General features: G+C 42.8%; 16 protein-coding genes. 12 read left to right on the top strand and 4 right to left on the bottom strand.

The window, feature by feature from the left end:
* Position 1: 1 nt before the first annotated feature.
* From CXF72_RS02165 to CXF72_RS02145, 5 genes are all read left to right on the top strand, one after another.
* Complete coding sequence (locus CXF72_RS02165) at positions 2-1,594, top strand: hypothetical protein (RefSeq protein ID WP_101036554.1); 1,593 nt, start codon at positions 2-4, stop codon at positions 1,592-1,594.
* Between the two features lie 84 nt (positions 1,595-1,678).
* A complete protein-coding gene (locus CXF72_RS02160) occupies positions 1,679-2,839 on the top strand; it encodes an ABC transporter substrate binding protein (RefSeq protein ID WP_101036552.1) in 1,161 nt (386 codons plus the stop codon).
* A 51-nt stretch (positions 2,840-2,890) separates the two neighbouring features.
* Positions 2,891-4,045, top strand: a complete 1,155-nt coding sequence (locus tag CXF72_RS02155; RefSeq protein ID WP_232784856.1) for an ABC transporter substrate-binding protein — start codon at positions 2,891-2,893, stop codon at positions 4,043-4,045.
* Positions 4,042-6,987, top strand: coding sequence for a cache domain-containing protein (locus CXF72_RS02150; RefSeq protein ID WP_101036547.1), 2,946 nt, complete (start codon positions 4,042-4,044; stop codon positions 6,985-6,987). Before CXF72_RS02155 ends, CXF72_RS02150 begins: the two co-directional genes overlap by 4 nt.
* Positions 6,953-9,112 carry a putative bifunctional diguanylate cyclase/phosphodiesterase gene (locus CXF72_RS02145; protein ID WP_232784855.1) on the top strand — a complete coding sequence of 720 codons (2,160 nt, stop codon included), beginning with the start codon at positions 6,953-6,955 and terminating at the stop codon, positions 9,110-9,112. Before CXF72_RS02150 ends, CXF72_RS02145 begins: the two co-directional genes overlap by 35 nt.
* A gap of 168 nt (positions 9,113-9,280) precedes the next feature.
* On the opposite strand, the gene CXF72_RS02140 is transcribed toward CXF72_RS02145, so the two are convergent.
* Positions 9,281-10,180, bottom strand: coding sequence for an endonuclease/exonuclease/phosphatase family protein (locus CXF72_RS02140; protein ID WP_101036545.1), 900 nt, complete (start codon positions 10,178-10,180; stop codon positions 9,281-9,283).
* A gap of 78 nt (positions 10,181-10,258) precedes the next feature.
* On the opposite strand from CXF72_RS02140, the gene ndk reads away from it, so the two are divergent.
* The 3 genes from ndk (at position 10,259) to tadA (ending at position 12,179) form a co-directional block, all read left to right on the top strand.
* Positions 10,259-10,693, top strand: a complete 435-nt coding sequence (gene ndk / locus CXF72_RS02135) for a nucleoside-diphosphate kinase (RefSeq protein ID WP_101036543.1) — start codon at positions 10,259-10,261, stop codon at positions 10,691-10,693.
* Positions 10,694-10,788: 95 nt separating this feature from the next.
* Positions 10,789-11,661 carry a prepilin peptidase gene (locus tag CXF72_RS02130; RefSeq protein ID WP_101036541.1) on the top strand — a complete coding sequence of 291 codons (873 nt, stop codon included), beginning with the start codon at positions 10,789-10,791 and terminating at the stop codon, positions 11,659-11,661.
* Complete coding sequence (tadA, locus tag CXF72_RS02125) at positions 11,661-12,179, top strand: tRNA adenosine(34) deaminase TadA (RefSeq protein ID WP_101036539.1); 519 nt, start codon at positions 11,661-11,663, stop codon at positions 12,177-12,179. Before CXF72_RS02130 ends, tadA begins: the two co-directional genes overlap by 1 nt.
* A 200-nt stretch (positions 12,180-12,379) precedes the next feature.
* Here tadA and def read toward each other — a convergent pair whose 3' ends face one another.
* Together def and CXF72_RS19505 are read right to left on the bottom strand one after the other, a co-directional pair.
* Positions 12,380-12,964, bottom strand: coding sequence for a peptide deformylase (gene def / locus CXF72_RS02120; protein WP_101036537.1), 585 nt, complete (start codon positions 12,962-12,964; stop codon positions 12,380-12,382).
* Between the two features lie 5 nt (positions 12,965-12,969).
* Entirely contained in the window at positions 12,970-13,140 is a 171-nt protein-coding gene (locus CXF72_RS19505) for a hypothetical protein (RefSeq protein WP_198552477.1), read from the bottom strand.
* A 377-nt stretch (positions 13,141-13,517) separates the two neighbouring features.
* Here CXF72_RS19505 and CXF72_RS02115 point away from each other — a divergent pair, with 377 nt between their 5' ends.
* The gene (locus tag CXF72_RS02115; protein WP_101036535.1) at positions 13,518-14,162 is read left to right on the top strand and encodes a pyrimidine 5'-nucleotidase; all 645 of its coding nucleotides are present in this window, start codon (positions 13,518-13,520) and stop codon (positions 14,160-14,162) included.
* A 502-nt stretch (positions 14,163-14,664) separates the two neighbouring features.
* Here CXF72_RS02115 and mltF read toward each other — a convergent pair.
* Positions 14,665-16,743 (bottom strand): membrane-bound lytic murein transglycosylase MltF, encoded by a 2,079-nt coding sequence (gene mltF / locus CXF72_RS02110; protein WP_232784854.1) that lies wholly within the window; start codon positions 16,741-16,743, stop codon positions 14,665-14,667.
* Between the two features lie 280 nt (positions 16,744-17,023).
* On the opposite strand from mltF, the gene purL reads away from it, so the two are divergent.
* The 3 genes from purL to CXF72_RS02095 all read left to right on the top strand — a co-directional run.
* Positions 17,024-20,917, top strand: a complete 3,894-nt coding sequence (gene purL, locus CXF72_RS02105) for a phosphoribosylformylglycinamidine synthase (protein ID WP_101036532.1) — start codon at positions 17,024-17,026, stop codon at positions 20,915-20,917.
* Between the two features lie 118 nt (positions 20,918-21,035).
* The gene (locus CXF72_RS02100; RefSeq protein ID WP_101036530.1) at positions 21,036-23,705 is read left to right on the top strand and encodes a sensor domain-containing protein; all 2,670 of its coding nucleotides are present in this window, start codon (positions 21,036-21,038) and stop codon (positions 23,703-23,705) included.
* 423 nt (positions 23,706-24,128) lie between these two features.
* The coding region (locus CXF72_RS02095; RefSeq protein ID WP_157823174.1) for a PAS domain-containing protein at positions 24,129-24,706 on the top strand (578 nt) is incomplete at its 3' end.

Here is a 24,706-nt window from a genome sequence, read left to right as displayed (position 1 = left end):
TATGAATACACTTAATAAAGACGACTGTGTCACGGGAAATGACTCTTTGATCGAATACTATATGGCTGAGATCAGAAAGCGCCTGCCGGTTGTAGACCGAACATTGGAGTTGTACGGTGAACTGTCGCTGAGCGAATATCTTGACGTGGTGACTGAAACCGCCAGCGAGCGCTACCAGTCAGCCGACGATCTGGCTGATGCTGTTTATGAATATGCCTTACCCCTGCTGGGTGAGGAGGTCGCCGTAATGGCGCGGGAAGAGCTGAAACAGAGCCCGGTGGTGCTGACGGCTAACCACCATGGCGTTGACTACTTCGCCCAATCGGTGCAGGGAACACTGCTGTTCAGTCAGCGCAAACTGCCCAATGGTCAAAAGGCTAAGACAGTGCCTGTGCTGGCCTGTGGCGCTATTCCATTGAATAACCTGACCTATCCTCGCGGGATATTGTGTTATGATACAACTGAGTTTAAGCGTGCTGGAATACCTATCCGCTTGCCTCTCTTTCCAAAACGTCGACAAAACGAGACTGTCTCGTTGACAGGACCTTTTGAGAAAGGAGCTGTTGAACGAGCGGAAAAGTCCACTCGTAAAATGGTGGGTGATAATTTAATCTTAGCTGCGACTGGCAAGGCTTTAATGTCGGTGTTGGAATCTGAATATTCTAGCCCGAAAGTATTGGGCCTTTCTTCCTACTCAGAGCAGGCTGTTGTGATCAACAGTCTGCTCTGGAAACGGCTGTTTCACGATGGTGAGGCATCGCAGTTATTATATTTGGAACAAGAAGAGATTGTTCGTACCTTATTGGTCCGTGATCTTAGGTCGGCGACCTCTATGGCATCGCTGTTAATGCTGGATGCGGACTTTCTAAAAATACTGCTTGCTAACCTAGATGATGCGCGAGGTTGTTGGCAATCCGAAGGGCTTGAAAACCGTATTCTGTCTGCGGATTCTTTACGGATTAATCCGACTAAATCTACAGGAAGTTTTCTATTTTGGTGGATAGACGATGCAGGGCGAAGAGTCCCGCTTTTTTTGGATAAAAGTTCTGATCTACTATGCTTAATAGGGATCAGCGAGTCAGGAGTGCAGCACAAAGTAGAGTTGACAGCAAGCAACCTGATAGATAGCTTGGAGACTAAAAGGTTGATACCGTCGACCTTTACCTGTTTCTTTGTATTGGCTTTTGCTCGAGGTGTAACTTGCGCGGGTGGTTATTATCAAGCCGATTACCTGCCAGTTATTCAGCAGGGGCTCGTAAAGTCTATCGAAGAACATGGCAGACATAGGTCGTTGATCCCGTATATTCAGGGAATACCTACGGATAAATATTTGTCAGGTATGCAGACAGTTATGCGCAAATGGGCGCATGGTGCCTTACACCCAGTTGGCCAGTTAGAAATGATAGCGTCAGAGATGTCGCTTAATGACCATATCAGTAACATTGTCGAGATGACCGTACATGACGCACATAAGGCATCTTTGGTAGAAACAGTCGCTGATGCAGCTCCAGATCAAGTCATATCTGAGGATTGGTATGCTCAGTTGGCAGATCAACTAGGATGTTATTTTGCTGGCAACGTAGTAACTGTCTGATCTAAGGCTGAGTACTTAGATAATTAGAGAGGCTCTACTTGTATAACAAAGTATTAATAGATCATAACTATAGGCGGAATTACCATGTATTGTATTCGAAACGTTCTCTACATTTTTATTTGTGCTCTTATAAGTTTCACCAGCATAGCTGAGGTAGGAGATAAGCTCTCTTTTAGCACTGACCCCGTATTAAATGACGGAAAGCGATGGCGTATTGGCTATTACGAGGGAGGGGAATATACCGACTACCAAAAAGAGTTTAGCGCCACTGTAAAGGGGTTGATGAAACTTGGCTGGATTGAGGATCAAGTGATCCCTGCTCAGCAGGGTGAAAATACAGATCTTCTCTGGAAATGGTTAGCAACACAGATTAAGAGTGATTATATCGAGTTTGTTTCGAATGCGCACTATTCGGCTGGCTGGGATGAAAAGCGGCGTAAGCAGTATTCTACAGAAGTAATTGATCGACTTAAGGGTAAGCAGGATATTGATTTAATGATAGCAATGGGAACCTGGGCAGGTCAAGATCTGGCAAATGATCGCCATACAACCCCCACGTTGGTTTTGTCTGCCAGCGATCCTCTGGCCGCTGGCATTATCAAAAGTGTTGATAACTCTGGTTATGAGCATTTACATGCAACGCTTGATTTAAATCGATTTGCTCGTCAGGTAAAGCTTTTCCATGAATTGGTAGGATTTAAGCATTTGGGAATCGCTTTCGAAAACAGCGCCAGCGGCCGGAGTTATGCTGCGATTGATTCGATTGAAATACTATCAAAGGAACGTGGCTTTGAAATTGTTCCCTGTTATACGCAGAGTGATATCAGTGAAAAGGCGATAGCTGAAGCCAGTGTGATCTCTTGCTTTGAGCTGCTTGCTAAGAGTGCTGAAGCAATATATGTGACCAATCAAGGTGGTGTGACTTCTAACAGTATTCCTAAATTAGTAGAGATTGCTAATAAGTACCGGATACCAACATTCTCTCAGTCTGGTGCCGAGGAAGTTAAATATGGATTTCTATTGAGCCTGTCGCGCGCAGCATTTCGCTATTTAGGCGATTTTCATGCCTCCACAATTGCTAAAGTCTTCAATGGCGCGAAGCCTGGGCAATTGGCTCAACTTTTCGAGGAACCTCCAAAGGTGGCACTGAATCTGAAAACAGCAAAGATCATCGGTTTTAATCCTCCCCTTTTATTACTGGGAGCAGCCGATGAGATTTACCACGAAATTCAGAGCAGAAAATAATATAAAAAATCGGCTATTGATATTAGCTGCAGGCAGGAGTACTGATAAATCATGAAAAAAATACAAAGAATTTCTATCTGGCTGGTGCTGTGCTGCACTGTCCTGACGGCGATTGCGAATGCTGGGGATTTTAGCAGTCGTCCGCAATCTCAGCCAGATCAACGCTGGCGTATCGCTTACTATCAGGGTGGTGACTACAAATCTTATTATGATTATCTGTATGCAACGGCCAAAGGTCTGAGCCAGCTAGGCTGGATTGAACCATTTTATCTACCTGACTTTCCCGAGAAAGATAGCAAAAAATTGTGGCAGTGGTTGTCGCATAATATTAACAGCCAGTATCTGGAATTTGTTGCCGATGGCTACTATTCAGCCGGTTGGAACGATATTGCCCGCAAAAAAACTCGTAAAAGCCTGACCGGAAGGCTCAATAAGAGCAACGATATTGATATGGTTTTTGCTATGGGCACATGGGCGGGGCAGGATCTGGCCAATAATCTTCATCGGGCACCCACTATTGTCATTTCTACTTCGGATCCCCTGCATTCTGGTATTATTAAAAGCCAGAATGATCCAGGTTATGATCATATTTTTGCCAGTTACGATCCTCATCTTCTATCACAACAAATACAGGTTTTTCACCAGCTGATCGAATTTAAAAAATTGGGCGTGTTTTATGAAAATACAGTCAGTGGCAGAAGCTACGCGGGTATGGATTTTATCGAGCAGGCCTCGGCAGAGCTGGACTATGAAATAGTGCCTTGTTATACCCAGAGTGATATTGCTGATCAACAGCGGGTGGATCAAAGTGTTATAGAGTGCTTCGATAAGCTGGCAGAGAAAGTCGATGCTCTTTTTGTTTCCACTCAAGGGGGGGTAAACGCCGAAACCATCCCCAAGCTTGTAAAAACCGCTAATCGCTTTGATATTCCAACATTCGCACAGAATGGAGAACTGCAAGTGCGTTATGGTCTCCTGATGAGTCTGATCCCGCGCTCGGGAGCCGGGCCGGAAGGAATGTTTGTGGCTGAAAATGTCGGGCAAATAATCAATGGTGCTAAACCGCGCAATCTGAAACAGCACTTTGAGGGGGCGTTCAGTATGATCATGAATATGAAAACTGCAGAAAAGATAGGTCTGTACGTCAATGCCGACCTGCTTGCTGCAGCGGATAAATTATACTGGCAGATTGAGCTTCCGCAATGATTTTTACTTCGCTGAAATTTAAGGTGATGGCGCTGATCCTGTTGGTGCTGGTGATCACCTCTACGGCTACTTTGTACTTTACTCAACGTGATGTCGGTAAGGCTATGCTTCGGGCGGAGCAGTCATCGGCTGAAAATGTGCTGCAACTGGCCGAACTGAATATTCGCAGTAGTTATGATCAACTGATCAGTGACAAAATTGAGCTGCTGACACAGTTAAAAATAGAGATGGTACAGACTGCCAAAATAAGTAATTCTGTGCTGCGTGAATTTATGCAGCTGAGTCGAGATGGCAGTTTGCCCGAAGAGGAAACGCAGCAAAGAGCAAAGCGCTGGCTATCTAAAATTGATTATCCTAACGGTGACATTTTTCTGTTTGATCACAAGGGTACTATTCTTGCTTCTAATCAAGCGGAGCTCGATGGTGCGGCGATTAATGGTATTCGGGATGTTAAAGGGCGTTTGATTTATGAAGCCATGCGGAACGATGAGCTGGGACCGCGCGGCGATACGGCGATTTTTTCCTGGCATAAACCAGGGCGAACAACGCCGGGTCAATTTATGGGGCAGTTTATGCCCGTCAATGGCTGGCCCTGGACCCTGGCTGTGATTGTCAACTTTGATAATGTTGAGCAGGAAAGCCAGCGTAAGATGGACAGTATTATTGCTACCCTGACCCAGACTTTTACTAAGATTCAGATAGCAACAACCGGCTATGCTTTTCTCTTTGATGGCGATAAACAAATTCTTATTGCCCCTCCGGGAGATCGCTTAGATAAGTTTAGGGACCCGTCTCTGCCGCGATACAGCAGCGTACTGGATAATATTATTGCCGCAAATGGCAAAAATAAGAGCGCCCTCAGTTATCACGATCCCTTTTCCGGTGATCGTGAGGTCGAAGTTTTCACCAGCTACTTTAAAGCATTCGACTGGTATCTGGGCGTGGTCGTCCCGAAGGCCGAAATCAAAGCACCGGGTAAAAACCTGATCAAGCGGCAGAGTATTATTATTGCCCTGATTTCTCTGCTAGGTTTAGCTGCCGCACTGCTTATGGTGTTTCGTATATCTCGTCCGCTGAACACCCTGGCGTCTTATGCTAAGGCATTACCAACCCAGGATTTCAGTCAGCAAAACCCCGACACCATAAAAATTAACCGTCTGGCGATGAAATATAGCGATGAAGTGGGACGTCTGGCAGAGTCTTTTGTCTTTATGGAGTCATCTATTCGTAAGAGTATCCAGCAGGCACTGCATGAAAAAGAGATCGCGGTAAAGGCCAGCCAGGCTAAAAGTGAATTTCTGGCGACCATGAGTCATGAGATTCGTACCCCAATGAACGGCGTGCTGGGTATGACTGAGCTGGTGCTGGAAACCGAACTGAGCAGCGAACAGCGTCGTTTTATGGAAATGATCAAATCCTCCGGCTTCGGATTGCTGGATATTATCAATGATATTCTGGATTTTTCTAAAATTGAGGCGGGTAAACTGCAGATTGACAACCACCCCTTACAATTGCAGGAGTTGATTAAGCATTTGGTTACTTCGCTTGACCCTCTGGCTAAGAAAAAAGGATTACAGCTAAATTACAATTTGCCCCAGGAAATGAATACCTGGGTGCTGGGCGATAGGATTCGCTTGCGCCAGATATTAACTAATCTTATCAGCAACGCGATTAAGTTTACTCAGCAAGGCGAAGTTTTGGTGTCTGCGGTTATTTTTGAACAGTCGGAGACGGCGTTATCATTGCAGATTCGAGTGCAGGATACTGGCATAGGTATTGCGCCTGAGAATCAGAATAGGATTTTTGAGTCATTCTCTCAGGCTGATAGTTCGACCACCCGTAATTATGGCGGTACTGGGTTAGGCCTTGCTATATCCAAACAATTGATAGAAATGATGGGGGGAAGTATCGGCTTTAGCAGTGAGTTAGGTCACGGAACTACTTTCTGGTTTGACCTTAAATTAAAGCCTACTGATCAGACTTTGAGTGATGGTGCTTTGCCCGTAAGCACGATCGAGAAACAACCGATAGCACTGCAGGGTAAGATACTACTGGTGGAAGATCATCCGGTTAATCAGGAATTCGCTGTGCAGATTTTGAGTGGTGTAGGTGTCGAGCTGGATGTGGCCGGGAATGGTGTCGAAGCACTGAAGCGATTACAAGAACAGCACTATGATCTGGTATTGATGGATTGTCAGATGCCTGTGATGGACGGTTATCGGGCAACGGCTCTAATCCGTCAGAAAGAGCTGGAAAAAGGATCGCCGCGTCTGCCGATCATTGCCCTTACCGCAAACGCTATGATCGAAGATCGCCAGCGCTGCATCAGTGCAGGTATGGATGATTATCTGTCCAAGCCATTCAATAAAGCGCAAATCGTGATGCGGCTGCGGCGCTGGCTTCCGGATGCTTCAGGCTCTATTACCGTTGTTGAGCCTGTGGTTGTTAAGGACGCGACTGCGACAGAACCTATGATGATTAAGGACGCGACTGCGACGAAGGCTGTTGAGTCTGAAATGGTTGCTGATAAAACGACGGCTACAGAAGCTGCTGAGCCTTCGGATGCGCCGCTGTTGCTTGCAACTATTGCGCAGCTTCAGGAGATGGATGATAACGATGGTTTCTTTAATCGTATTATTGAGGCTTATCTGGAAAAGTCTCCTGTTGATATCGAACAGTTAAATCAGGGGCTTGCAAGCTCCGATCCTGAAGCGCTACGCAAGGCAGCCCATAGCTTCAAATCCAGTAGCTATAATCTGGGTGCTCATAAGCTGGCTGAATTGTGTAAAACGCTGGAAAAAAGGGTGCGGGATAAAGATCTCGAGCAGGCAGCATCGCTGTGCACAAGTATCGAAGGAGAATATCAACGGGTCAGGAAGGCATTAATTAAAATTAAAGAGAACAATAATGCAGAAAATTCAGATGAACAGTGGAGCCATTAAATTGACCAGAGTATTAGTGGTTGATGATGATGTCACAGCCCGGCTTATGGCCCGTCAGGCGTTGAGTAAAGAAAACTTTGCTGTTATAGAAGCAAAAGATGGCTTTGCTGCATTAGAATTATTTGAGGCGGTACAGCCGGATATTGTGCTGCTGGATGTTGAAATGCCGGGCATAGACGGTTTTGAAGTCTGCAGGCAGCTGCGCCGTTTTCCCTGCGGTAAATTAGTACCGATACTGATGGCGACCGGACAGGACGATCTGGATTCGGTACGTCAGGCTTATGAAGCAGGTGCCACTGATTTTGTCACTAAACCCTTCAATTGGAAGATTCTGGCACACCGATTGCGCTACATGGTAAGGGCCAGTGACACTACCGAGCAATTACAGGAATTGCAGAAAAGTGAATCACGCTTAGGTAATGCGCAACGCATCGCTCGTCTGGGCAATTGGGAGTGGAATCTTCAGAATAATGAAATTTACTGGTCAGAACAGCTTTTTCATATGCTGTGGTTTCGTCGGGGGGTTGCTAAACCAAGCTTTCGCGGTTTTATCAGCAGACTGCCACCTGGCGAACGAAAAGAGTTCATGGTCTGGGTTCATCGGCTGCGGGATAGTGCTAAGGGAGAGCAGCGAGGGGGCTGGAATCATAGTATTAATCAGGCTGACGGCAGTCGCCTGCATGTACAGCATCAGGCTGAAGTGTTCTATGACGAAAACGGTGCTGCAAAGGTGTTATCGGGTACCGTGGTTGACGTCACTGAATTGACACAAGCGCAAGACCAAATCCTTCAATTGGCTCACTTTGATAGCCTTACTGGATTAGCTAATCGTAATGCCTTTCGGAAACGGGTTGAGCTAGCCATGCAACGGGCACAACAGTATGGTCACCTTGGGGCCGTTTTATTTCTGGACTTGGATAACTTCAAAAGAATTAACGATACCCTTGGGCACAGCATCGGTGATCAGCTTTTACAGGAAGTGGCCAAACGGTTAACCGATATTGTTCGCGGCAGCGACAGTATCTGCGGTACGAATTTTAACCATGCAATAGATGATAATCTGATTTCCCGTCTTGGCGGCGATGAATTTACAGTATTACTGCCCGAGATCGGAAAAATAAAAGATGCGGAATATGCAGCTAAACGAGTACTTAATGCGATCGGGGACAGTATTAACCTTTCTGGTCATGATATTGTTGTCACCCCCAGTATTGGTATAGCTATCTTCCCTAATCATGGTGAAAATGTTGATAACCTGCTTAAAAATGCCGATGCCGCAATGTATTACGTTAAGCGTGCGGGCAAAAATGACTATGAGCTATTCGTTAACTCCATGAATGTTGTGGCGAAACGTCGCCTGGAACTGGAAAGTTTTTTACGGCACGCTATTGATAATAAAGAGCTTTCGATCAACTACCAGCCGCAGGTTGATATTCCGACCGGGCGCATTACCGGTGCCGAAGCCCTGCTTCGTTGGAATAGTGCTGAACTTGGAATGGTTTCTCCTGTTGAATTTATTCCGATTGCGGAGGAGACCGGATTAATTTCGCCGATCGGTGAGTGGGTGCTCAGAGAAGCATGTCGTCAGGTAAAAGAATGGCGAGATGACGGCTTGCCTGAGATTCAGATTGCAGTGAATATATCAGTGCAGCAGTTCGCTAAACAGAGCCTTGATAAACTGGTATCAAAAGTGCTGTTAGAGACTGGCCTGCCAGTCCATTGTCTGGAGCTCGAGATCACTGAGAATATGTTGATGGACGATGTTGAAGGTGCTGTCGAGACCTTACATAAACTGAAAGACTTAGGTATTAATCTGGCGATAGATGACTTTGGCACCGGCTATTCAAGCCTGAGTTATCTGAAACGTTTCCCGATTGATAAGCTTAAGATTGACCGCTCCTTTATTACCTATGTGACCACTGAACCTAGCGATGCTGCGGTTACTCAGGCGATCATTTCGATGGCACATAATCTGGGGCTAACAGTGATAGCCGAAGGTGTGGAAGAGGTATCTCAACTGGAATTTTTACGTCAGCATCATTGCGAAGAAATGCAGGGCTATTATTTTAGCAGACCGCTGATTGTATCGGATATGGAAGATTTGTTGCGCAGCCATAAAGGCTAGCCAGCGTTTTAATCTTGCAGAAACGAATAGAAAGAGGCAGCTGACTTGAGTCAGCAATACCTTCTCCTAGATTAAATAAGTTAAATAAGCAAAAAGTGTTGCAGTTACGATGATCTTTTTTAGTTTCGGTGTAACGCACTCCTTCTTCATTCACCCTCTTGATTCGGTCTATCTTTTTATTTTTATTGCCGGCTGTTTGAGAGTAAAAGTGACAATTTGAGGGTTATGATCCGATGTTTCAGTTGCCCAGCTTGCGCTATCCACCACCCGTAACCCGCGATAATAAATATGATCTAAGGGCTTGCCAAAAACAGTAGTACGCTGATCATATTCCATTAATGCTTCCTGAAAACCCGCCCGTTGTAATATTTGTGCAACCTGCTCTAAGCGCGGAGCAGACCAGGTATTAAAATCGCCACTGAATATTACGGGTCCTGCATGAGATTTAATCAGTGTTAGGTAAGGTTGTATCTGATCAACAAGAGGGGCGGCCGTAAAAGTAAAATTTACCCCGTGAATATTGATAAGTAATAATGAACCCGGAAGGTTATCTAACGGATAGATGGTTGCTAATCCTGTTTTTGGAATAATTGTCCAGGGTTCACCGTAACGTGTACCGCAAACATAACTGGGTGCAACTTTACTGAGAGTATTCACTCCATAGACAACATTCTGATATTGGAAAGCGTTATTTTGAAAATAAAATAAGCTGTTAATCCTGCTGAAATTTATAAATTCGGGAGAATATTTTATCTCCTGCAGGGTAAGCAGGTCAGATTTTTGACTCCATTTTTGCAGCGCTTTTTGCCAGTTTATATTTTGTTGTTTGAAGATATTCCAATTCAACAGGGTAAAGGGAAGTTCGAGTTTTTGTGCTGAACCGGAAACCGGTTTTACTGCCGCAAGTTCAGGACAGCTTTGTAAATAAAGCTGTCCATTATTATCCGATACGGTTAAATGCTGAGCTGATTTGGGGAAAGTCGTCAATAGTCCGATCAGGATAATCAAGGTTGGTAAATAAACAGCAAGTATCATTTTTGTTGATAGAAGTGTGAGATTGCGTTTCATCTATTCATCTTCTTATTGATGGCGAGGGATTATACGGTTATATTAGGCGTTCTGTTCATTAATATTTAAGTCATCATTATGCCATTAGAAAGAACACTTTCAATCATTAAACCCGACGCCGTAGGTAAACACCTTACTGGTACAATTTTAGAGCGTTTTGAAAAGGCTGGCTTACAGCCTGTTGCAATAAAAATGGTTCGCCTAAGCAGTGAGCAAGCCGAGGCTTTTTATGCGGAGCATAAAGGCAGAGTATTTTACCAACCCTTAATTGATTTTATGACTTCCGGACCAATGGTCGTGCAGGTTTTACAAGCTGAAAATGCGATCAGTTTATATCGTGAAATGATTGGTCAAACCGATCCGACCCAAGCGGCTACCGGTACAATTCGTGCCGATTTTGCTGAATCTACCCGCTGTAATGCGGTGCATGGATCCGATAGTCCCGCTTCTGCGGCAAAAGAAATCGCCTTCTTTTTTAGCGATGATGAAATATGCCCGCCAGCAGCAGATTAACAGTAACGGAAAGTAGCCAGTTTTATGAATGATATTGTTATCTTGTTAGAGCATTATGGAGTCACTATTCAGGGCTTGTTGATAGGTTCATTTTTATGAATGATATTGTCATCTTGTTAGAGCATAGCCCTTCATACCTTTATGGAGTAGTTACTATTCTGGGCTTGTTGATAGGTTCATTTTTAAATGTAGTTATCTATCGTTTGCCGGTGATGATGGAGCGGGAATGGAAAGCGGAATGTGCGGATTCTTTTCCCGATGCCAATATCAAGATTGAGCCGGATGCGTTTAATCTTGTCTTACCTCATTCGCGTTGTCCAAACTGTCAGCATTTGATTGGTCCAACGGAAAATATCCCGGTGATTAGCTGGTTGTTACAAAAGGGCCGCTGCAAGCATTGCAGCTGTAAAATCAGCAAACGTTATCCAAGTATTGAATTATTAACTGCGATATTGTCCTTGGCTGTTGCTTATCTGGTGCCGTTTGGTTGGCCATTATTATTTGCTTTAGTCTTTACCTGGATATTAATAAGCCTGACTTTTATTGATTTTGATACCATGTTATTACCCGATAGCCTTACGCTGCCGTTATTGTGGTTAGGTCTGTTAATAAATGTTTCCGGCACTTTTACCGATATAAGCAGTGCGGTGTTAGGCACGATCTTTGGTTATTTAACGCTTTGGTCTATCTATTGGGGATTTAAAATTGTTACCGGCAAAGAGGGAATGGGATACGGTGATTTTAAACTGTTAGCGGCTTTAGGAGCCTGGTTCGGCTGGCAGGCATTACCGCTTATTATTTTACTGTCCTCTTTTTCCGGGGCGATTATCGGTATTGTTATTTTATTAGCCTCCAAGGATAAACAGAGCCGGCCAATGCCCTTTGGTCCCTATCTTGCGGTTGCGGGGTGGTTATTTCTGGTTTACGGGGACAGGTTAACTGAAATCTATTATTCACTGGTTTTATAATGTCGAATGACACGCAGCAATACTATGATCAAAAATGGATGGCCTACGCCCTTTCTTTAGCAGATAAAGCCGAGTCATTAGGTGAAATCCCCGTTGGCGCGGTTATTGTTAAAGACAATCAAATAGTGGCGGAAGGTTGGAATTTGTCCATTATCAACCATAATGCCTGTGCTCATGCGGAGATCATGGCAATACAAAGTGCGGGTCAAAAAACACAAAACTACCGTTTAATTGACTGTACATTATACGTCAGCTTAGAGCCCTGCGCGATGTGCGCGGGTGCATTAGTGCATGCGCGCATTAAGCGTCTTGTTTATGGTGCTGGTGATTATAAAACAGGTGCTGCGGGCTCAGTATTTAACCTTGTGCAGAGTGAACAATTAAATCATCAGCTGGAGGTCACTGCAGGTGTTTTGGCCGAGCAAAGTGCAGCAAAAATAAGCGCCTTTTTTAAACGCCGCCGTTTAGAAAAAAAACTGTTAAAAAAACAATTAATTGATTCTACTCTGCCCGTTTAAAAAATGAATTATCGAGCTAAAATTGAATGCTTTCATTCTTAGTACATAGCTTGATTTATGACTAGTGCCTTCGGACTTAAATACGAACATTCATTTTGATGATCAAGTGTGTGTGGTGCATTTTTTGTGAAAATTTTAAAGGAACTACCACAGAGGCGCTACGCGCTACACAGAGTAAAGGCTAAAACAGAAGCTGGTTATTATTTTGTATTTTCCTTCTTTAACTCGGTGTCCTCTGTTGATGAAGAAGAAGCGAACTGTTGATACCATTCAACTTCACTGATTAAATCCTGCGTCGATTCTAACTGATCAATAAAAGTTAAGCCGTTCAAATGATCTAATTCATGCTGAAAAATACGGGCAATAAAACCCGTTAATTCTTGTTGCTGCAGATTACCTTGCCGGTCAACATAACCGACACTAATCTGGTTATATCTTGGTACTAAACCGCGTATACCGGGCACACTTAAACAACCTTCCCAGCCTTTTACTTTCTCACTGGAATAATGCAATATTTCAGGGTTAATGATCGCTGTTGGTGCCATTAATGGCGCGTATGGGTAACGGGCATTGGGTTTAGAGCTGATAATGAAAATGCGCACACTATGATAAATTTGGGGTGCAGCAATACCGACACCACCGGCTTCTGATACCGCCAACATCATTTGAGCAATTAACTGCTGGCATTCATCGGTAAGCACATTTTCAACTTCGGTCGCTCTTTGCCTCAGTACTGGATGGCCTAATTGAGCAATGGCATAGGTGTTTTTTTTAGCTTGATTCATTAGCTTTAGTCTTTTGTCTTAATCGTTACTTCAATATTTTTACTCTCGCCGGCAAACCATTTTTGAACGTAGATAGATCCTAAAATAGGCGGCAGCCCATTTTCGGGGACTTCTTTATAGCGAATACTGTTTTTATTGTGCTTTTCAAATTCGAATTGAATTACTTTCTCAGACATAACTAATTCATCCTTTATTTAACGTTTCACTGCATTGTATAAGTGTTCATAAATAAATTCTAGTGTGCAAGGTTTGTCAGTCGATATTCAATGAATATATCTGCTTTATTAAGGACTGATAAACGCCTAATTCAAACGGGTGACTCAGATCGGTTTGAGCGTGGTAGCTGAGTAGATCTGGTCATGGTTTTGTAAGATTCTAAATTGCTTTGGAGTTTTTGCGAGTTAGGTTTCTATGGCGCTTAGGGGCAAAGCGAGATAGAAAATATTACTATTACGCCCTCAACTAATGACAAAAACTACTATTTCACTACATTGAGCTTTTGAAAGAAATAGTGATAGTATCTCAATTTACTGATAAACAAAGAGGCAGTCCTTTGACCCCATTATTAGAGCGTGATGTCCATCTATTTGACCTTGATAATACCTTGTATCCCCCTGAAAATGCCATTTTAGAGCAAATAGCCCCTAGAATGCGCAGTTTTATTAGCAATGAACTAGCTATTTCCATTGAAGAATCTCATGTGCTGTGTGACAGCTATTATCAACGTTATGGTGGTACGATAAGAGGGATTCAATTAGATTATCCAAGTGTCGATCTTAATAAGTTTTCTGAGTTCTCTCATCAGGTTAATTTAGATGAGGTTGAAAAAGCAACAAAGCTTAAAGACGCATTACATGCACTTAAAAAATCACGTTATGTGTTTACCAACTCGCCACTGCCTTATGCAACAAGAGTCTTAAAACATATTGATTTATATGACTGTTTTGATGGTATTTTTAGTGTAGAGCTGACTGATTACAAAATGAAACCTGATCCTCATGCATTTAATACTATTTGCCAGCACTTTGGTTTTGAAGCCTCTGATGCTGCTTTTTACGATGACCAGATATCAAATATTTTTACCGCAAAAGCTTTAGGAATGCGTACTATTTTAGTTAACCGAAGTGATATTGATAAACATGATGCCTGTTATAAAACGGAAGACCTACCTCGTTTTGTAGAATCGTTAATAAAGTGATTTTCCACAGTGCCACATATTATCGTTGCTGTGGCTGAGTGATTTTGGTCATTTTTAGTAAGTTTTTGGCACGCTTTGGAGCGAAAGCGACTTAGATTTATTAGATCTAAAAAAATAACACTTTATTCATTATTTTTTTATCGACCATTTGAAATGTTCAATAATTCAATAATTCAATAATTCAATAATTCAATAATTCAATAATTCAATAATTCAATAATACGATAATGAAGATATATTTTTATGTAGACAAAATCTGAATAACTCCTTGTTTTAAATCGTTATTCACACTTTATTTCCGAATGATATAAAAACGGTACAATCAACCTACAACCCTGCTAACATTAGTTTTTCATAATAATTGCAATGCAAAAAGTGCAAGAGTGAAGATTAACTTGTTTTTCACTCAATGGGGCTGCTTAGCGTTTGCAGCTCTGACATTATCATTAGATATTATTCAGACTCTTCGTCAGCCACCATTGAGCCTTACTTGCCTGTTATTTTATTTCGTTATATCTGCTGTCGCGACTTCAGGCTCTTCTTTGGGCTCTGCCCGTTTCTTTTCTTGAGCTGCCTGACGTGCTTTTTCAGCTTCCAGTTTGGCTTTCGCGGCGAGTGCTTGCTCAGCTGCAAGCTTGGCTTTAGCAGCCAGTTTTTGCTCAGCTGCAAGCTTGGCTTTTGCGGCCAGTTCGATTTTTTGTTCAGCTGCAAGCTTAGCTTCTGCGGCCAGTTCGATTTTTTGTTCAGCTGCAAGCTTGGCTTTTGCGGCCAGTTCGATTTTTTGTTCAGCTTCCAGTTTGGCTTTTGCTGATAGTTTGCTTTTTTGTTCAGCCTCCTGTTTGGCTTTTGCGGCCAGTGCGATTTTTTGTTCAGCCTCCTGCTTGGTTTTTTCGGCCAGTTTGCTTTTTTGTTCAGCCTCCTGCTCGGCTTCTGTGGCCAGTTCGATTTTTTGTTCAGCTTCTAGCTTGGCTTTGGTGGCCAGTCTGCTTTTTTGTTCAGCCTCCTGATTAGCTTTTTTTGCCAGTTCGATTTTTTGTTCAGCCACCTGCTTGGCTTTTTCTGCCAGTTCGATTTTTTGTTCAGCCTCCTGCTGGGCTTTTTCTGCCGGACTGCTTTTTTGTTCAGCTTCGAGCTTGGCTTTTGCTGCCAGTTTTTGTTCAGCTGCAAGCTTGGCTTTTGCTGCCAGTTCGATTTTTTGTTCAGCTTGCCGTTTTGTTCTCTCCGCGACAAACCAGGTTAATGTTTTGAGATATTGACGGATATTGTTGACATAATGTTGGGCTTCCCGGCCTCGCGCATAACCGTATCGGGATTGGCTATACCATTTTTTTTCATGAAGCAGTGGCAAATTTTCTTTAACATCTGACCATGCATCAGGATTTTGTTTTCTTTTCAGGGTGATCCGCCTGGCATCCATTACATGCCCGTAACCCAGATTATAACTGGCTAATGCAAACCAGATTTTTTCATGTTTGGGAATACTCTGGGGTAGACGCTTAATAAGCAGTGTTAAATAGTCAGCGCCCCCCTTGATACTTTGCGCAGGATCTAATCTGTTTTTTATGCCGATATAATCTGCCGTATCAAGGGTTAACATCATCAGGCCGCGCACCCCCGTGGGTGATTTTGCTTTGGGATCCCAATGCGATTCCTGATAACTGACCGCGGCGAGTAATAACCAATCCACCGTCGATGTGGCATGTTTTTTAAATAAACTTTCAAATTCAGGCAGGGTGCTTTGGTTGCGTCGTAAAAATACTTTTGTATCAACAAAATCAAACTGCCTGACATGACCAAAATATTTTTCTTCAAGCTTAGCGATGCTCTGGTCATCGTATCTGTTACCCATAAATTCAATGATGGCAGAGTACAGCGTATCATCTTGATGACGCTTCAATAACCAGGCGACAGGTTGCTTTTCCGAGATCGTAAAGGCTTCCGTTAAAACCGGATAATAACGTTGTTTTTGCGCCAGTGTTGAGCTGTTAACAACGGCAAAGGTAATTTCTTTTTCGGCGACCTTTCGCAGTAAGGTCTCCTGATCTGCGTTTTCTAGAATATTAACTTCAAGTTCAGGCATGGTGCTTAACAGCTTTTCCAGTGTTTCCTGATGGCTGCTATCTTTAAGAACAGAAACCGGGGCATTAATGTCAGCGGCTTCCCGAGGACGATAACTGCCCTTGCGATAAACTAATTTTTGAGAGGCAAAATAATAGGGAGGTGAGCTGCGATATTTTTGTGCTCTTTTGGGGGTTAAGGTGAGGCCCGCAGCGAGAAAATCTACTTTGTTATTATCTAAAGCCTGAAATAACGCTTCGAATGTCGGGTATTCTTTAATGGTTAATTTAACCTTCAGGTCATCGGCGAGTTGTTTGCCCAGTTCATAGTCAAAGCCGCTGTAAACACTGCCGTCAAAACTATAAGTTAAGGATCCATTAATCGTCCCCATCATGATATCACCCCGCTTTTGAATGTTTTCTAAGTGAGTGGTCTGTAAAAAAGGGTTGCAGGCGGTTAGCAATAACAATAAAAAACTAAAAGAGAGCCAGGCTATTGGTTGCTTAAATTTTATAAAAGGCATTTTTAGATCCATATAATGATTTTTGAGTGGAGTCGTCTGGATTTCCAGGGAAATGTTGCGAAGATAACATTATCAAAAATAAATTAAGTTCGACTATAGAGGGTTTCTATTTAATATAAAATGCTTTATGCATATAATACGGCTATTAATACCAATTATGTCAAACAGGTCTGGATGTGAAGGCAATTCTATTAAAAATAGAAGAGCCTAACTGTAACACTTTTTCGTTGTAATTGGCGTAACCCAAGTTCATTTATCTATCTTATGAGAGAAATTACCTATGGAAATTTTGCGTGGGGCTCCCGCCTTATCGACATTTCGTGTTAATCAGTTACTAAAAAACTGTGAGGCATTAAATCTACCTGTAAAAGATATATATGCAGAATATATGCATGCAGCTGATTTAACTGAGACTTTAAATGACCAAGAATTAGAGGTACTGCAAAAACTATTAACTTACGGGCCTAAAATTGCAGAGCATGAGCCGCTAGGTCAGTTACTCTTTGTTACACCACGTCCGGGCACCATTTCACCCTGGTCCTCAAAAGCGACTAATATCGCCCATAACTGCGGACTTGCCAAGGTGGCACGCTTAGAACGCGGTATTGCTTATTACGTTGAAACTACGTCGGCACTAACGCTCGAGCAGATTAAAACCTTATCTGCATTATTGCACGATCGTATGATGGAAGTCGTACTGACTTCATTTACCGATGCCAAAAAACTGTTTGTACAGGGTTCTCCCGCTAAGATGAGCAGTGTTGATGTATTAGGCGGCGGGCGCGTTGCTCTTGAAGTTGCCAATAAAAGTCTGGGCCTTGCATTGGCCGATGATGAAATTGACTACCTGGTAGAAAATTTTATTAAACTGGGGCGTAATCCCAACGATATTGAATTAATGATGTTTGCACAGGCAAACTCCGAGCATTGCCGCCATAAAATATTTAATGCAGATTGGACTATTGATGGCGTAAAACAGCCTAAATCTCTGTTCAAAATGATCCGTAATACGCACGAAAAAATGCCTGATTTTGTATTGTCTGCCTACAAAGATAATGCAGCTGTGATGGCGGGAGAAAAAGCGGGTCGTTTCTTTCCAAGTGTTGATGAGCGTGAATATGGCTATCACCATGAATATATCGATATTCTGATGAAAGTTGAAACCCATAATCATCCAACGGCTATCTCTCCTTTCCCCGGCGCTGCGACCGGCTCCGGTGGTGAGATTCGTGATGAGGGCGCAACGGGTATCGGCTCTAAACCAAAAGCGGGTTTAGTGGGTTTCTCTGTTTCCAATTTGCGTATTCCAGAATTTGAACAACCCTGGGAAACGGATTTTGGCAAACCTTCGCGTATCGTTTCCGCATTAGATATTATGCTTGAAGCACCGCTTGGTGGCGCTGCATTTAATAACGAATTTGGTCGCCCTAATATCCTCGGTTATTTTAGAACCTACGAAGAACAGGTAGAAAGCCATAACGGTTTAGAGATTCGAGGCTACCACAAACCTATTATGTTAGCGGGCGGTCTGGGTAATATTCGTCGTAGCCATGTGGAGAAAAAAGAGGTGCCGGTCGGCGCTAAATTAATCGTTCTAGGTGGCCCGGCAATGAACATTGGTTTAGGCGGCGGGGCTGCTTCCTCAATGGATTCAGGATCTTCATCAGAAGCCTTAGATTTTGCTTCTGTGCAGCGTGAAAACCCGGAAATGGAACGTCGTTGTCAGGAAGTTATCGACCGCTGCTGGCAGATGGGTGACGACAATCCAATCCAATTTATTCACGATGTTGGCGCGGGCGGTCTGTCCAATGCTATGCCTGAACTGGTTAATGATGCCGGTCGTGGTGGTAAATTTAATTTACGCGCTATTGCTAACGATGAAAAAAGCATGGCACCCCACGAAATCTGGTGTAATGAATCTCAGGAACGTTATGTGTTGGCCGTTAAGCCTGAAAACCTCGCCGTATTTGAAGCTATCTGTCAGCGTGAACGTGCTGAATATGCGATTATTGGTGATTCCACCGAAGAAATGCAGCTGACTCTGCATGATTCAGAATTTGATAACTATCCCATCGATATGCCCCTTGAAGTGTTATTAGGTAAAGCGCCTAAAATGCATCGTGAAGCGACTACCCAAAGCGCACAGGGTAAAGCCTTAGATTTATCGGGTGCAAGTATTAAGGATGCCGCTGAGCGTTTGCTGCGCTTGCCGTCGATTGCCGAAAAAACATTTTTAATCACTATCGGCGACCGCAGTGTGACAGGCCTTGTTGCCCGTGACCAAATGGTTGGCCCCTGGCAGGTGCCGGTGTCTGACTGTGCGGTAACCGCTGCCAGCTACGATACTTACTTTGGTGAGTCAATGGCAATCGGAGAGCGTGCACCCGTGGCACTGCTTAATTTTGCAGCCTCGGCACGTTTAGCGGTGGCAGAATCAATCACTAATATCGCCTGTTCTGATATTGGTGATTTTAAACGTATTAAACTCTCTGCTAACTGGATGTCTGCAACGGGTCACCCCGGCGAAGATGCTGGGTTATATGCTGCTGTCAAAGCGGTCGGTGAAGAACTCTGTCCTGAACTGGAATTGGCTATTCCGGTCGGTAAAGATTCAATGTCGATGAAAACACGCTGGCAGGAAGGGGATATTGATAAAGAAGTTATCTCACCTCTGTCGTTAATTATTACGGCATTTGGTGCGGTCAAAGATATTCGTAATACGGTCACCCCGCAGTTACGCACCGATCAAGACGATAGCAGCCTTATCCTGATTGATTTAGGTAATGGTCTAAACCGTCTGGGTGGTTCATCACTGGCACAGGTTTATAAACAACTGGGTGATACGACGCCCGATGTTGAGAGTCCCGGCCAGCTAAAAGGTTTCTTTAATGCACTGCAAACCTTAGTAGCAGAGCGGAAGCTGCTTGCTTATCATGACCGCAGTGACGGCGGTTTATTTACGACGATCGCTGAAATGGCCTTTGCAGGGCATTGCGGTGTGACGGTTAGATTGGATCAGCTTGGCAGTGATGATTTTGGCGCGCTTTATAGTGAAGAGTTGGGCGCGGTTATTCAGGTCTCTGCTGAAGATAAAGAAGCGGTATTAAATATACTGGCAGGTCATGGTTTAGCGACAAATTCAATGGTCATTGGCGGACTTAATAATAGCGATCAAATCGAATTTACCCGTGATGGAAATGATGTGCTGGTTGGTTCACGTGCTGAATTCCGCGGGATTTGGGCAGAAACTACCCATAAAATGCAGGCATTACGTGATAATCCTGCATGTGCTTTACAGGAGTTTGAGCAAAAATTAGATGATAATGATCCTGGTTTAAGCGCCAACTTAACCTTTGATATCAACGAAGATGTTGCGGCTCCTTATATTGCAACGGGTGTTTTACCGCGCATGGCTATTTTGCGCGAGCAGGGAGTCAATTCACAGCAGGAGATGGGTGCTGCTTTTAATCGCGCTGGTTTCTCGGCAATAGATGTTCATATGAGCGATATTTTATCGGGTGATGTGCAGCTTGCTGACTTTGCAGGTTTGGTTGCTTGTGGTGGTTTCTCTTACGGTGATGTATTAGGGGCGGGAGAAGGTTGGGCTAAATCAATTTTATTTAATGCTCAGGCACGGGATCAATTCCAGACATTCTTCGAGCGTCAGAACTCTTTTTCCTTAGGTGTGTGTAACGGTTGTCAGATGTTATCAAACCTGAAAGAATTAATTCCGGGTTCTGATTTATGGCCGCGTTTTGTACGTAATAACTCGGAACGTTTTGAAGCACGATTCAGTCTGGTTGAAGTACAAAAAAGCAATTCATTGTTTTTAAATGAAATGGCGGGGTCAACTATGCCGATTGCGGTTTCACATGGAGAAGGCCGTGTTGAAGTACAAGATCAGGCACATTTAAAAGCCATCGAAGCAAGTGGCTCAGTTGCCCTGCGCTTTATTAATAACTATGGTGAGCATACCGAGCAGTATCCCGCTAACCCGAATGGATCGCCAAATGGCATTACTGGTCTGACCTCTAAGGATGGCCGTGTTACGCTTATGATGCCTCACCCTGAGCGTGTTTTTAGAACGGTTGCAAACTCTTGGCATCCGGACGAGTGGCAGGAAGATAGCCCATGGATGCGGATCTTTAGAAATGCGCGTAAGCAGTTAGCTTAAACAAAAATTAGCTTAACTGCACAAAAAAGACAAGGGGAGAGGTTAAGTTCTCCCTTTGTACTTGCATTAGATTTTACTTATTGATTTAATAGTGATTATTTTTTAAGTAAGGTTTTTTTTGTCTAATTCTATTGGAAATGTATTATATCTGGGTCAGAATCTACCCCTTGCTGAGGCATTTTTTAACTCATTTACTGCGGATAAAAAAACAGATAGCTATCAAGTTTTTCATTTAGTGAGTGAAGAGCAACTCTTGCTTACTTTATTGGAAAATAGTGTTAGCCACCTGATTTCAGAACTCCCCATTAATTTAGAAATAAAAGATAAAATCCAAGCAGATTTTCCCCTATTAAAGACAACCTACCTGAATCCTGATGACCAAGCCGAAGAGACCGGGTTATCCGTTGACCCTGAGAATGTTTTTACTGATGAGGTTCAAATCGTCTTAGACTCTCTCAGTATTCCTATCTATTTTAAAAATAAAGAAGCGCAATATTTAGCCTGTAATCGCCATTTTTCCGAGCTGCTCTGCCTCACGCCAGCTCAAGTTATCGGAAAAAAGTTAGCTGATCTATTGGATTCCCCTTTAGCCGATGATATCGACAAAATAGATCAAAAAATGTCTATTGAGCAGCAGATTGTCCTGCATGAATCCGCGTGGATCAATAAGGCGGGTGAACAGCGTGATCTTCTTTTTCAGAAAGAGTACAGCGCCGACAAAAAAATTCAAAGTGGACTTGTTTTTGATATAACCGAGCTTAATAAATCAAAATTTTTCTTAGAAAAAGAGCGTGTCATGCTGCGTACGACTGCTGATACTTCTCGGGACATTATCTTTTTTAGAGACTTAGAAGGGCTATTGTTGAGTTGTAATAAGCAGTATGAAAAATTTACTGGTGGTTTGGAAAAAGATATTGTGGGCAAAAGCGTGTTTGCCTTTCTTCCATTGGATGAGGCAATATTAGCGGCACAACGCGACAAATATATTATAAAAAATAATAAGCCTTATACATGGAAGGGTTTTTTTACCGCGCACGATAATGAATGTTATTTTCTTGAAATAAAAAAATCACCTATTCAGGATAAAGATGGAAATGTACAAGGGGTCGCAACTGTCGGACGGAATCTGACCGAGCAGCTAAGAATGCAGAAGCGTCTTCAAATTACCGATGTTGTATTCGAACACAGTAGAGAAGCACTGATCGTAACCGACGGGAACGGTCACATCATTTCAGCCAATGATCATGCCTGTTTTCTTTTCGGCTATAGTAAAGACCAGCTGTTAGCGCAAGAGATTAACCTATTGGCTTCTACTAACTATAATGATGAGTATTATAAAAATATTGAGCAGGTTTTAGAAACAGAGAGTTCCTGGCAGGGAGATATCACCTATCGCACTAAGAATGGTAATGTTTATTACGCTTGGTTAGAGGTCTATGCGGTGGAGCACATTCATGAAAACAGCATTGACCGGATCTATTCTTATACGGATTTAACGCATTTTCAAACAACAGATAAAAAAATCAGCTTCTTATCAAAACAGGATCCGTTAACCGGATTATGTAATCGAATCTCCCTGTTCAGCCGATTGGAAGATAAAATAACACGCGCTAATTATCAAGAGAGCGCAGTAGCGGTAATGTTAGTTGATATTGATCATTTTAAGGAAATTAATGATCACTATGGTCATAATGCCGGTGATAAGGTTTTAAAGGAGGTTGCTGAGCGTCTAACCAACTGTGTTTCCGGAAAAGATACTCTGGGTCGTTATGGTAATGACCAATTTATTATTATCATCGACGAATTAGTCAATGAATTCGATGCTGCTATGGTTGCACATAAAATAGCAGAGCAGTTTAGCCGCGCGTTTATTATAGAAAACAGTTATACAAATCTTAGCGCAAGTATAGGTATCAGTGTTTCCCCTGATGATGGGACGGATGCTGGTACCCTGTTTCTAAATGCTGAAAATGCGATGCAGCGTGGAAAAAGCGACAGAAATGCAGCATTCAATTTTTATACGGCTAGCTTGACGGTTGGTTTAAATAAAGAGTTCGCATTAGAACAAGAGTTAAAGCAGGCATTATTGTCAGAGCAGTTTGTTATGTATTACCAGCCGCAATTCGATTTTAATAACCGCCAAATTGTTGCGCTGGAAGGCTTACTGCATTGGCATCACCCCGAGCGTGGAATGTTGACGCTGGAGCGCTTTTTGAGTGTGGCTGAAGGCTGTCATTTATTAGTATCGATAGGTTGGGAAATTATTCGTAAAGCTGGTTTACAAGCGGTTGCCTGGGAAAAAGCGCAGATTAAATTTGGCCGGATTGCCATTAATCTATTCACCATACAATTATCTCAAATTAGCTTCATTGCCGAGCTGCAAACAATTTTAAAAGAAACCGGCTGCTCAACCGGGCAGCTTGAATTTCTAGTGGATAGGACTGTTCTGCAGCACGCCACAACAGATATTCTGTCGAATCTGGATAATCTTAATAAAATGGGCATTACCTTAACCATAACGAATTTAGGCATAGACGCTAATGTTCTCGATTTGATTCATCGTCTGGGTGTTAAAAACTTAAAAATATCAGACTCGCAGATTAACAGTGGTTCAGGCATTTTAGCGAGCGAGCTACAATTACAATGCTTTAAATTTTTTGCCCGCAGCTTAAGTCTTAATGTCGTCAGTGATGGTCTCGACACTGCCGAACAAGCAAACTTTGTTCAGGAAAAAGTGATGAGCGGCCCTGAAGCCACTTTTTACCTGCGTTGCAATAAACGCAAATAATCACGGTCTTTAAAATTCATTTTCCAGTTTGGCTACTTGTGATCAGGTGTGGGTAAAGGTGAGAATCATTTGTTTTTTTAAATGCTCTGCGCTTCATTAATCACGATGCTGAGTATCCCGAGCAGTATTTTGATTACTGCTCGGATCTCTAAGGATAGTGTTGTTCCGCTTATTATTCCTCACCCTGAGCGTGTCTTTAGAACGTTCTTGCACCCGGACGAATGGCATGAAGATAGCGTGTATGCGGCTATTGAGAAACGCGTAAGGCGTTAGTTTACGCGCAAATAACTAATTTTACTGCATAAGAAATAGCGTAACGATCGCAGAAAGAGAAGGTAGAATGTTAGTTCTCCTTCACCCCTTGTATTAGGTATTGCTTATTGATTTAATGGTGATTATTTTTTTGCAAGTAGAGGATTTTTTTTGTCTAATTTTATTGAAAATGTATTATATCTAGGTGAGAACATTTCCCTTGTTAATACATTACTTCACTCACTAAATGAAAAAAAAGATAACTATCAGGTTTTTCATTTAGTGAGTGAAGAGCAACTCTACCTGACTTTGTCGGAAAATAGTGTTAGCCACCTTATCTCAGAATGGCCCCTTAATTCAGATTTAAAAGATAAAATCAAAGCAGATTTTCCCCTATTAAAGACAACCTACCTGGCTGCAGATGACCACTCCCAAGAGATCGGATTATCCTTTGAACCTGAACATATTTTTACTGATGAGGTTCAAGTCGTCCTGGAGTCTCTCAGCATTCCCATCTATTTTAAAAATAAATACGGACAATATTTAGCTTGTAATCGCCATTTTTCAGCGCTGTTTAATCTCTCGCCTGATCAAGTTATCGGAAAAAAATTAGCGGATATATCAGTCTCATCTTTAATTGATTTATCAGGCTCTCCTTTAATTGATGATATCGACAAGATAAATAAAAAAATATTTATTGATCATCAAGTTGTCTTAGATGAATACCCGTGGACTGATAAGGCGGGTGA

Origin of the sequence: Psychromonas sp. MB-3u-54 (assembly GCF_002836415.1) — a bacterium.
Lineage (GTDB): Bacteria > Pseudomonadota > Gammaproteobacteria > Enterobacterales > Psychromonadaceae > Psychromonas.
The sequence above is the reverse complement of the archived record's forward strand: the minus strand, read 5'-3'. Positions and strand labels throughout refer to the sequence as shown.